The following is a 10975-nucleotide window of genomic DNA, read 5'->3' on the forward strand; positions in this document are numbered from 1 at the left end:
CATCGCCCGGCGCCTCGGCGATCAGCCAGCGACCCAGCGCCTTCAGCGCGCGCTTGACGATGTCGTGATAATCGCCGCCCTGCGCATAGACCGAGATGCGCCCGCGATCGCCAACCCCGTCCAGCGCCAGCGGATCGACGCCGGGCGCATAGCTCATCCCCAGCGCGATCACGCTGCGCACCTCTGGCCACAGCGCGGCGGGGGCGGCGCGCTGGTCGGCGCGCTCCTCCATCCAGATCATCGATCCGTGGCGGCCCTCGGCCAGCCATTGCCGCAGCCGCGCGCCCGATTGCGGCGCGGCGTCGGCGCGCGCGATCCCGATCGCGGCGAACCCGAGTTCGGCGGCTTTATGCTTCAGCAACGCTTCCAATGGCTTGTCTTGGCGCACCGCGGCCCGCTACCACGAGTCCGCACTGGAAGGGTATCGCGTTGTCACAGGAATGGGCGGTCACCGCCAAGGGGCTGGTCAAGCGTTTCGGCGACCGTAACGTCGTCGATGGCGTCGATATCGCGGTGCCGCGCGGCGCGGTCTACGGCGTGCTCGGCCCCAATGGCGCGGGCAAGACGACGACGCTGCGCATGTTGCTGGGCATCATCGAACCCGATGGCGGCGAGCGCACGCTGCTGGGCGCCGGGCATCCGCGCGACGTCAGCGACCGGGTCGGCTATCTGCCCGAGGAGCGCGGGCTGTATCCGGCGATGAAGGCGGTGGAGGCGATCGCCTTCCTTGGCGCGCTGCGCGGGCTCGACTGGGGCACCGGGCGCAAGCGCGCGCGGGCGATGCTGGAGGAGGCCGGGCTGGGTCACGCCGCCGATCAGAAGATCCGCAAGCTGTCGAAGGGCATGGCGCAACTCGTCCAGCTCCTGGGATCGGTGGTGCATCAACCCGAGCTGCTGGTGCTCGATGAGCCGTTCTCCGGGCTCGACCCGGTCAATCAGGAAAAGCTGGAAGGCCTGATCCGCGCCGAGCGCGATCGCGGCGCCACCATCCTGTTTTCCACCCATGTCATGGCCCATGCCGAGCGGCTGTGCGACCGGCTGACGATCATCGCCGGGGGCAAGGCGCGGTTCGAGGGAACGGTGGCCGACGCCCGCGCGCTGCTGCCGCTGCGCGCGCATTATGTGCCGCGCAGCCCGCACGACGGCATCCAGGCGCTGCTCCCGCCCGACGCGGAGCGAGAGAACGGCGGCTGGCGCTTCACCATGCCCGATGAGGGGATCGAGACGACGCTGGTCAAGCTGATCGACGCCGGATACGGCATCTCCGGCCTGTCGATCGAGCGGCCGGGCCTCCACGACGCCTTCGTCAAGATCGTCGGCCGCGAAGCGCTGGAGACGGCGGCATGAGCCGGTTCCGCCACATGATCCGCCAGACGTTGACGGTCGCGCGGCGCGATTTCATCGCGACGGTATTCACCCCGACCTTCCTGATCTTTCTGCTCGCGCCGATCATCATGATGAGCTTCGGTATGATCGGCGGGCTGGGCGCAGCGAGTGTGGCGGGCAATTCGATCGACAAGGAACGGATCATCGCCGTCGTCCCGGCCGACGAAGGGCGCGCGCTGCTGGCCGCCGACGCCCGATTGCGCCCGGTGTTCCGCCGTGGCGATGCCCCGCCCAGATTGTTCATCGAGCCGCCTGCCGCCGATCCCGCCGCACAGGCGCGGGCGCTGTTCGATCGAAAGGATATCGAGGCGTCGGCGGTACTGCGCGGGCCGCTGGCTTCGCCGACCATCCTCTACGGCAACCGCGAGGAGTCGCGCGCCGACTATCTGGCGCGGCTGGCGGAGGAAAGCCTGCGTGACGCGCGCGTGCCAACTACGCTTTCCGTCGCGACCAAGCAGCCGGTCCACCGGGTCGTCGCCACCGCATCGGGCCATGGCCAGGCGGCGTTCTTCACCGTGTTCGGCATCTTCTTCCTGACGCTGCTGCTTGCCGGGCAGGCGGTCGGCACGATGGCGGAGGAACGGTCCAACAAGGTGATCGAGGTGCTGGCCGCCGCGGTCCCGCTGGAAAGCGTGTTCCTGGGCAAGCTGATCGGCATGTTCGGGGTCGCGATCCTGTTCGTCGGTTTCTGGGCGACGATCGTCACCAATGTCGGCGCGCTGCTGCCCGCCGGGATGGCGCGTGGGTTGGCGGATATCGGCCCGGCGGTGGGGATGCCGGCGTTCCCGCTGCTGTTCTTCGCCTATTTCACCATGTCCTACATGCTGCAGGGCGCGGTGTTCCTCAGCGTCGGCGCGCAGGCATCGACCCCGCGCGAGATCCAGCTGCTGTCTTTGCCGATCACCATCTTTCAGGTCGCGATGTTCGGCTGGGCACAGGCGGCGGCGGCCAATCCGGACAGCTGGATCGCACGCGGAGCGGAGATCTTTCCGTTCAGTTCCCCGCTGGCGATGGGCGCGCGCGCGGCGAACAAGCCGGAATTGTGGCCGCACCTGCTGGCGATCGGCTGGCAATTGCTGTGGGTGGCGATCACCATCTGGATCGGGGCGTGGTTGTTCCGCCGGGGCGTGCTGCAATCGGGCGGCCCGAAGCTGTTCCGGGGGCGGAGCGGCAAAGTGCCGGAAGCGGCTGCCAATATCCCGCACTGATTATCCCGCACTGATATTGACATTGATGTCAGTTAAGGCATTCTCCCTCCAAAATCGGAGGAGAGGATCTGATGGCGACGCTTGCCCAGGAAGCGGTCCAGGACTGGCCGATCGATCCGCTCGACGTCAGCCGGGCGGAACTCTATCGCGACGATGTCTGGCAGGCGCCGTTTGCGGAAATTCGCGGTAGGGGCGGTATCCATAGGACCGAACATTCGGACTTTGGCCCCTATTGGTCGATCGCGACGTACAAGCCCATCCTCCACATCGAATCGCTGCCGGAGGTGTTCTCGTCGGAGGTTGGCGGCATCACCATCGCCGATGCGCCGGCTGATGCGGAGGTGAACATGCCGATGTTCATCGCGATGGACCGGCCCAAGCACACGGGCCAGCGCCGCACCGTCGCTCCCGCCTTTACGCCCAGCGAGATGGTGCGGATGAGCGACGACATCCGCCGCCGCACAGCCGAGATCCTCGATACGCTGCCGGTCGGTGAGCGATTCGACTGGGTCGACACCGTGTCGATCGAACTGACTACGCAGATGCTGGCGATCCTGTTCGACTTTCCGTGGGAGGACCGGCGCAAGCTGACCTTCTGGTCCGACTGGGCGGGCGACATCGAGATCATCAAGAGCGAGGAGTTGCGCCAGCAGCGCCTGCAGCACATGTACGAGTGCGGCGCCTATTTCCAGACGCTGTGGAACCAGAAGGTCGACAAGGAACCGACCCCCGACCTGATCAGCATGATGATCCATTCCGACGCGATGGCGCACATGGATCAGATGGAATTCCTCGGGAACCTGATCCTGCTGATCGTCGGCGGCAACGACACCACGCGCAACTCGATGTCGGCCTATGCCTACGGCCTCGACCGCTTCCCGGATGAGCGCGCCAAGCTGGAGGCCGATCCGTCGCTGATCCACAATGCGACGCAGGAGATCATCCGCTGGCAGACCCCGCTCGCCCATATGCGCCGCACCGCGACGCAGGATGCGGAGGTCGACGGCCATCTGATCCGGGAAGGCGACAAGGTCGCGTTGTGGTATCTCTCCGCCAACCGCGATGAGAGCGTGTTTGGCGACGATGCCGACCGCGTCGTCGTCGACCGGCCCAACGCGCGGCGGCATCTGGCGTTCGGTCACGGCATCCACCGCTGCGTCGGCGCGCGGCTGGCCGAACTCCAGATCAGCATCCTGATGGAGGAAATGGCGAAGCGGCGGCTGCGGGTGAACGTGATCGAGGAGCCGACGCGCGTGTCGGCGTGCTTCGTCCACGGCTATCGCAAGATGCCGGTGGAATTGAGCCGCTACTGACGTCGCGCCGCCGGCCCCCTATATTGGCGGCATGATCGATCGACGTACCGTCCTGACCGGTGCCGCGCTCTTCGCGATTGCCGTCGCCGTGCCTCTGCCCGCACTGGCCGGATATGAGGTGGAACTGTCCGACGCGGAGTGGCGCAAGCGGCTGTCGCCGGCGGCATATGACGTGTTGCGCCGCGCGGCGACCGAGCGCGCGTTCACCAGCCCGCTCAACAAGGAACACCGTAGCGGCGTGTTCGCCTGCGCCGGCTGCGCGCTGCCGCTGTTCACGTCAAAGACCAAGTTCGAGAGCGGGACCGGCTGGCCAAGCTTCTGGGCGCCGCTGCCGAACGCGGTGGCGATCAGCAGCGACCGGTCGCTGGGGATGATTCGCAACGAGGTGCATTGCCGGCGTTGCGGCGGCCATCTGGGCCATGTGTTCGACGACGGGCCACGGCCCACCGGCAAACGCTATTGCATGAATGGCCTCGCGCTCGGCTTCACGCCCCGCGCGCTGTAGCGCCGGTCAGTTGGACGCGGTCGCCAGCGACGCGATGCTGTCCAGCCGGAACTTGGCGGCGGAGGTGGCGGCGATCGTCATGGTCGGCGCGACGCGATCGTCGCGATCGTCGAGCGGCGCGATCGCCGGGGCATGGCCCGAATAGATGAAGCCATGGGTAGGGTAGGTCGACGTGCCCAGCCCGCCGTTCGGCGCGTACCACACCTTGACCTTGCTCCAGTCGCCGGCGTCGGAAACATCGACCGCGCGGACGTCGGCCTCGACCCCGCCACGGCGCGACCAGTTGGCGTGGGTCAGCAGCACCTCGCGATCGCTGATGACGCGCGATACGGTGGCGACATGGCCGAGCCGCATCCGCTTGGTCGGAGCGAACGCCAGCACCGCGCCTTCCTTCGGCGCCGATCCACGCTCATAGCGACCGGCGGCCTGGTCCCACCAGGTGAGCGCGTTGCCATAGAGGTTCACGCCGGAGATCATGCGGGCATAGGGCACGCACTGCCAGAACTTCGCCTGGGCCGGGGTGGCGGTCATGACGATGCCGGCAAGCACCAGGGCAATCTGCGCTGCGGCGCCACGGATTTTCATGAAGACCCCCCGGTCTCGCTAGTGACTTGGTTGAGCGTGTTGTGGCGGGGGGCACCGCCGCCTGAAACCCCGCGGCGTTGAAACGGGGAGTTAGTCCGACGAGTCGAATTCGTTCCCGAATTTGGTCGCCGCCAAGGCTCGGTTCACCGCAGATGTTGCGGCAATGACGCACTTGGCGAAATCCCGCACCCGCTCGAATCGGTTCACCGCAGCTTTGTTGCAGCGCAGCGGTAACCATGCTCCCTTTGCTGAACGGCGGACGACGGGCGGTTAACGAGACCGTTAACCATCCGGGCGCATCATCCGCCGACACTGCGTGGGTGGGGTACGAACAATGGCTTCCAGAATGAAACCGGCAGAAGGCGCGATGACGCTGGCCGAGATGAAGGAGTTCGCCGGCTTCAGTGCGGCGACCCAGCGTTATATCCGTCGTTCGCTGGATATCGGGCTCGATCGAGACGACGCGCTGGCGCGCTGGTCACGCGATGTGGTCGAGGCGGCCAGCATCCGCGCGCAGGCACGCATCTATGATCGCCTGCCCGAAATCCGCGCGCTGATGCCCGACGACAGCGGGCTGGACACGATCGAGCCGTTCATGGCGCCGCTGATCACCGTTTCGGCGTTCGATCTTGGCCAGGGGCGGCTGACCGCCTTTTCCTCGTACCGCTTCCTGTACGAGCGGTTGATCGGCGCCGATGCGCGGCCGTGGCTGCCGGGCGCGTTCTGCGCCGCCGCAGCGCTGCCGACGCTGCATCCGGACCTGCGCCGCAAGCTGCTCCAGTCGATCAGCGAGGCTGCGGCTACCGCTTCGGGCTGGTCGTCGCGTGCGCCGGCGTTCTTCCCTTATTGGGTGGAGAAGGTCGATCCGGCGGCGATGTCGAACTGAACCGCGCCGCAACCGACTAACGGCACGATCGCCAGCCCGCCGCGCCCCGCCGCGCCTGATCGAGGTGGAAATGGTCGCGGTGGGCGGCGTTGTAGTCGGGTGACAGAACCGTCGCGAACAGCCGGCACGCGCCGTCGCGGACATCGTGCAGGAAACGCGCCTTCGCCCCGTGCCCCTTCCAGTCCGCCGCCACGCTGATCCGCGTCCCGTCTTCAAGCACGAACCCTGCGATATCGACGGCATTGGCGCGGGCGTGCTCGCTCCAGTCGCCCTTGCTGCGCCCATAGATTCGCCGGCAATTATAGCTGCCGAGATGTTCGATGCGGACGACGCGGGCGTGGAAACGCCGCTCGGCGACCGGCCCAATCACGAATCGCTCCAGCATCGTCATCCCCGCCGCCATCGGGCACGACATCCCCAGCCGCGCGGGCGAAAAGGCGATCGCGCTCGGTCCGCCGGTTAGTCGCACGCCGTCGGCATAGCCGCACTGCCGCTCCTTCAGCGGCGCCAGCGCGGTGAAACGCACCCCGGCGCGATCGAGCAGCGCGCGGCATTGGGCGAAGTCCTGCCCCAGCCGCGCCAGTTTGCGCCCGGTGAAGCGGCCCGCCGGGGCGGTCAGGTCCAGGCTGGTCCACGGCAGGTCCTGCGGCCGCGCGGTCAGCAGCGCATAGCCGCCGAACCCGACGCCCAGGATCACGGCGGCGATCATCGTCGCGATCGTCGCCTGCCGGACCGTGCTCACGCGCGGTGGGCGGTCGCGGTCGGTTCGGACGTGACCGGATAGCCGATCCCCTCCGGGATGCAGAGGCGCTCGACGCCGTCGCGCACCTCGATCCACGGCGTGACCGTTTCGACCGGGTGGGCGCGCGCATCGGCGACCGCGTCGTCGAAGGTGGCGTAGCGCGCCAGCCGCTCCAGGTTGCGCCGGGTGGGAAAGATGATCGTCACGCGCCCGGCATCGGCATCATCCAGCACCGATTGCGCGCTCGCCCAGAACAGGCGGCTGTTCTCCGTGCCGTCGACGGTCGGTTCGGCATCGTCCGGCGCGCGGATCAGGTAGAATCGCGTGTCGAAGATGCGGTGCCGCATCCCGCGCGGCAGCCAGCGGGCAAAGGGCACCAGCCGATCGAGCGCTAGCGCGGTTCCCGCCCGCGCCAGCGCCTCGCCGAAACTGTCGCCGGCGTGCAGCGCCGCGCGCAGTACCGCCAGCGCCGCGGCGTCGGGCGCGGGATCGAGCGCGACGGCGATTCCCGCCTCCTCGATCGACTCGCGGACCGCAGCGATCCGCGCGGCAGCCTCCTCCTTGTCGTCGGCGCCCAGCACATCGGCCAGCGCGAGGTCGCCGGGATCGACCCGCCCGCCGGGAAACACCAGCGCGCCGCCGGCAAAGGACATCGCCGCCGATCGCTCGAGCATCAACAGGTCGGGCGGACCGTCCGCGCGATCGCGCATCACCACGACGGTTGCGGCGGGGGTGATCGTTTCGGTCGATGTTGCCATGATGCCGGGTCTAGGATGCACGCTTTGGCAACGCAAAGACCAATCGGCGCAAACGGGAGTCGGTGGTGGAGCTGAGGGGAATCGAACCCCTGACCTCTGCAGTGCGATTGCAGCGCTCTCCCATCTGAGCTACAGCCCCGCACTCCCGTTCCCGGCGGCCGGAGCCGTCGGGGAGGCGATCCCTTAGCGGCATGGTCGGGGCGATGCAACGCCGCCTCCGCAGCTTTTTTCTCGCCGCCCGTCCGCCTCGTTTTGTCGCGAACCGCATCGCCCGGCCGGGAACATTCCCGGCGCTCGATCCTTGAGTTCCCGTGGGAGGCGCCGCCGTCCTTGGCGGTGCGCCCCGGCACATCACCCAAGGAGTATCACGATGGTCGATGATCGTTTCCGCAACGACGATGTCACCCGTGGCTACAACCGCCGCGAGGACCAGGATTATGGCCGCGATTTCGGATCGGGCCGCGACTACAGCTATTCGAGCGCGCGCAATTACGAAGCGGCCGGAATGATCGGCCGCGACGACCGCAATTTCCGCGGCGGTGGCACCGGCTATGGCGGCGGCCGCAGCGCGCCATTCGAACGTCCCGGCGACGAGCGCGGCTATCGGGGCAGCTATGCCCATGACGGCCATCGTTTCGCCGAAGGCGGTCGCGAACGCCGCGATCACCGCGCGTACGACGACCGGCGCAGCGGCTATGATCCCGACGATCGCGGGTTCATGGCGCGTGCCGGGGACGAGGTGCGCTCGTGGTTCGGCGACGAGGAGGCGGAGCGTCGCCGCGATCGCGACGTGTGGTACGACGAACAGCAGAGCCGCGCCGCCAGCCGACGGGACGGAGCGACCACGCATGGCGCCGACCGCGATTATCACGCCTGGCGCCGGGGCCAGATCGACGCGCTCGACCGGGATTACGCGGAGTATCGGCGTGAGAATGCCGCGAAGTTCGAGAATGAGTTCGGCTCATGGCGCTCGAATCGTCAGGGGCAGCGCAGCCTGCTCCAGCGGGTCGAGGAGCATATGGAGGTGGTCGGATCGGATGGCGAGCATGTCGGCACTGTCGACAAGGTGCGCGGCGATCGCATCGTGCTGACCAAGAACGACCCCGATGCCGGTGGGCGCCATCATTCGATCCCCTCGTCCTGGCTGTCGACGGTCGAGGACAAGGTGTCGATCGCCAAGACCGCCGAACAGGCCAAGGCGCATTGGCGCGACGAGGAGCGGTCGCGCGCCTTCTTCGGGTCCGACGCGGAGGACGACAGCGCCCGCACCACGCTGGGCCGGAGCTTTTCGGGCACCTATTGACGATACGCCGACCACGGAGGCGATGCGCCCGGACAGCGATGTCCGGGCGCATTCGTTTTGGGGCTTGCCGAGGCAACGTCGTCGCCATACCCATGTTTCGAAAATTAATGGGAGAGCTTGTCGATGTCACGCGCCTGGATCCTGGAACGTCGCCCGCAGGGAATGCCGCAAGCTGGCGATTTCGCGTTGAAGCCATGGCCGCTTGCGCCGATCGAGGACGGGCAGATTCGCGTGCGCAACCTGTGGTTGTCGGTTGATCCATATATGCGCGGCCGGATGAACGACGTGAAGAGCTATGCCGCGCCGTACGCGCTGGGTGAGCCGATGCACGGCGGCGCGATCGGGGAGGTGGTAGAAAGCCGCGCGGAGGGGTTCGCGCCCGGCGATCTGGTCCAGCACATGGACGGTTGGCGCGACGAAGCGGTGGTGGCGGCGGCCGCGGCGCAGAAACTGCCCGCGCTTGGCGTACCGCCGCAGGCGTTCCTCGGCCAATTCGGGATGCCCGGCCTGACCGCCTATGCCGGATTGCTCCACGTCGCGGAGGCCAAGCCGGGTGAGACCGTGTTCGTGTCCGCCGCCGCCGGTGCGGTGGGATCGACGGTGGTGCAGATCGCCAAGGCCAAGGGGATGGCGGTGATCGGCTCCGCTGGCGGGGCGGAAAAATGCGCCTGGGTCAAGTCCTTGGGCGCCGATCACGTCATCGACTATAAGGCCGGGCCGGTGCTGCGCGCGCTGCACGAGGCGGCACCCGACGGGATCGACGTCTATTTCGACAACGTCGGCGCGGACCAGCTCGACGCAGCGCTGGCGACCGCGCGGCTGGGCGCGCGGTTCGCGATCTGCGGGATGATCGATATCTACAACCACGCCGAACCGACGCAGCTACGCTACATCGCGCGGGTGATCGCGGCCCGCATCCGCATCACCGGCTTCCTCGTCACCGACCATTTCGGCCGATTGCCCGACTTCTATCGCGACATGGCGGGGATGGCCGCGGCGGGCCAGCTCCAGCGCGAGGAAACCGTGGTCGACGGGCTGGAGGCGATGCCCGACGCGTTCCTCGGCCTGTTCAGCGGCGCCAACACCGGCAAGATGCTGGTGCGGCTGTAGGGTCGGGGCGCCGGCGCCGGCTCAATCGATCGATCCGCTGAACGTATCGCACTGGGCCGGATCGCCGGTCTCCAGCCCGCGCCGCAGCCACTTGACCCGTTCGGCGGAGCTGCCGTGGGTGAAGCTGTCGGGCACCACCGTGCCCTGCGCCTGCTTTTGCAGCGTGTCGTCGCCGATCGCGTTGGCGGCGACCAGCCCTTCCTCGACGTCGCCCGGTTCCATCCGGCCGCTCAGCCGGCCCCACACGCCCGCATAGCAATCGGCCTGTAGTTCGAGCCGCACCGACAGCGCGTTGCCCTGCGCGCGGCCGGCGCGCTGCTGCTGGCGGGTCACCTGTTCGGAGGTGCCGGTCAGCGTCTGGATGTGGTGGCCGACCTCATGCGCGATCACATAGGCCTCGGCGAAGTCACCCTTGGCGCCGAAGCGGTTCTGCAATTCATCAAAGAAGCTGGTGTCGAGGAACACGCCGTGATCGGGCGGGCAATAGAAGGGGCCGGCGGCCGAGGTCGCGGCGCCGCAGCCTGACTGGGTACCGCCCTGATAGAAATTGAGAACCGGCGGCTGATAGCGCTGGCCATTCTGTTCGAAGATCTTGCCCCACACCTGTTCGGTGCTGGCGAGGACGCGGCAGGAGAACAGGCGTTCGGCGGTATTGCACACCTTGGCCCCGCTGCCGCCGGCGGTCGTCGATTGCTGGGTCGGCGCCGACGTGTCGCCGCCGCTCAGCAGCCCGCCGCCACCGCCACTCATCGCCAGATAGATGACGCCGACCACCACCAGCAGCCCGATCGTGCCGCAGCCCATGCGCCGCCCGAGCAGCAGCGGCAGCAGGCCCAGGATCGACAGCCCGCCGCCACCGCCCCCTCCGCCGCCCGATCCGAGATCGCGGACATTGTTGCTGGGATCGAGATCGTCGAGCCGCATCGCCCGCCCCTTGCTGATTGATTCCGTCGCCATGAATGCGCGTGGACGGCAACGGTTGCAATCGCTTCCTGTGGCGGGTGGGGCTACTCCGTGCGGTCGGGGCCTAATGGTTGCGATTTGCCCCGCTTGCGGCGGCGCAGGCTGCGTTGCGCCAGCCACACGCCGAGCGCGGCGAAGACGAACAGCGCGATATCGCTCAGGGCGAAGCCGTTGCGCGCTATCTGTCCGCTGTGCGGCGCCACCGCCTGCGCGGCG

Annotated in this window: 12 protein-coding genes and 1 tRNA gene; 7 read left to right on the plus strand and 6 right to left on the minus strand. The window is 67.9% G+C overall.

Translation table 11 applies throughout. The features are described 5' to 3' along the window. Positions 1 to 388 (minus strand): epoxyqueuosine reductase (locus VNR91_RS08680; RefSeq protein WP_325490372.1); only part of this gene is annotated, 388 nt, incomplete at its 3' end. Between VNR91_RS08680 and VNR91_RS08685 the strand changes: the two genes are divergently transcribed. From VNR91_RS08685 to msrB, 4 genes are all read left to right on the plus strand, one after another. Beyond that, the gene (locus tag VNR91_RS08685) at positions 370 to 1347 is read left to right on the plus strand and encodes an ABC transporter ATP-binding protein (protein ID WP_414712396.1); all 978 of its coding nucleotides are present in this window, start codon (positions 370 to 372) and stop codon (positions 1345 to 1347) included. The genes VNR91_RS08680 and VNR91_RS08685 overlap by 19 nt on opposite strands. Then, positions 1344 to 2594, plus strand: a complete 1251-nt coding sequence (locus VNR91_RS08690) for an ABC transporter permease (RefSeq protein WP_325490373.1) — start codon at positions 1344 to 1346, stop codon at positions 2592 to 2594. The genes VNR91_RS08685 and VNR91_RS08690 overlap by 4 nt, the downstream gene beginning before the upstream one ends. A gap of 71 nt (positions 2595 to 2665) precedes the next feature. After that, positions 2666 to 3907, plus strand: a complete 1242-nt coding sequence (locus VNR91_RS08695; protein ID WP_325490374.1) for a cytochrome P450 — start codon at positions 2666 to 2668, stop codon at positions 3905 to 3907. Between the two features lie 31 nt (positions 3908 to 3938). Further along, positions 3939 to 4412, plus strand: coding sequence for a peptide-methionine (R)-S-oxide reductase MsrB (gene msrB / locus VNR91_RS08700; RefSeq protein ID WP_325490375.1), 474 nt, complete (start codon positions 3939 to 3941; stop codon positions 4410 to 4412). 6 nt (positions 4413 to 4418) lie between these two features. On the opposite strand, the gene VNR91_RS08705 is transcribed toward msrB, so the two are convergent. Continuing rightward, positions 4419 to 4997, minus strand: a complete 579-nt coding sequence (locus VNR91_RS08705; RefSeq protein ID WP_325490376.1) for a CHAP domain-containing protein — start codon at positions 4995 to 4997, stop codon at positions 4419 to 4421. A gap of 334 nt (positions 4998 to 5331) precedes the next feature. Here VNR91_RS08705 and VNR91_RS08710 point away from each other — a divergent pair, with 334 nt between their 5' ends. Further along, positions 5332 to 5883, plus strand: a complete 552-nt coding sequence (locus VNR91_RS08710; RefSeq protein WP_325490377.1) for a hypothetical protein — start codon at positions 5332 to 5334, stop codon at positions 5881 to 5883. Positions 5884 to 5899: 16 nt separating this feature from the next. Here VNR91_RS08710 and VNR91_RS08715 read toward each other — a convergent pair whose 3' ends face one another. From VNR91_RS08715 to VNR91_RS08725, 3 genes are all read right to left on the minus strand, one after another. Further along, on the minus strand, positions 5900 to 6592 hold the full coding sequence (locus VNR91_RS08715) for an extensin family protein (RefSeq protein WP_325490382.1): 693 nt from the start codon (positions 6590 to 6592) through the stop codon (positions 5900 to 5902). 29 nt (positions 6593 to 6621) lie between these two features. Next, positions 6622 to 7383, minus strand: coding sequence for an NUDIX hydrolase (locus tag VNR91_RS08720; RefSeq protein ID WP_325490378.1), 762 nt, complete (start codon positions 7381 to 7383; stop codon positions 6622 to 6624). Between the two features lie 63 nt (positions 7384 to 7446). Beyond that, positions 7447 to 7522, minus strand: a tRNA-Ala gene (locus tag VNR91_RS08725). 231 nt (positions 7523 to 7753) lie between these two features. Between VNR91_RS08725 and VNR91_RS08730 the strand changes: the two genes are divergently transcribed. Both VNR91_RS08730 and VNR91_RS08735 read left to right on the plus strand, forming a co-directional pair. Continuing rightward, positions 7754 to 8686, plus strand: a complete 933-nt coding sequence (locus VNR91_RS08730; RefSeq protein WP_325490379.1) for a DUF2171 domain-containing protein — start codon at positions 7754 to 7756, stop codon at positions 8684 to 8686. Positions 8687 to 8809: 123 nt separating this feature from the next. Beyond that, entirely contained in the window at positions 8810 to 9796 is a 987-nt protein-coding gene (locus VNR91_RS08735) for an NADP-dependent oxidoreductase (protein WP_325490380.1), read from the plus strand. A 21-nt stretch (positions 9797 to 9817) separates the two neighbouring features. On the opposite strand, the gene ypfJ is transcribed toward VNR91_RS08735, so the two are convergent. After that, positions 9818 to 10720: a KPN_02809 family neutral zinc metallopeptidase gene (ypfJ, locus tag VNR91_RS08740; RefSeq protein ID WP_325490383.1), complete on the minus strand. Its 903-nt coding sequence runs from the start codon at positions 10718 to 10720 to the stop codon at positions 9818 to 9820. Positions 10721 to 10975 lie beyond the last annotated feature (255 nt).

The sequence above is a fragment of the Sphingomonas sp. genome (assembly GCF_035555815.1).
Lineage (GTDB): Bacteria > Pseudomonadota > Alphaproteobacteria > Sphingomonadales > Sphingomonadaceae > Sphingomonas.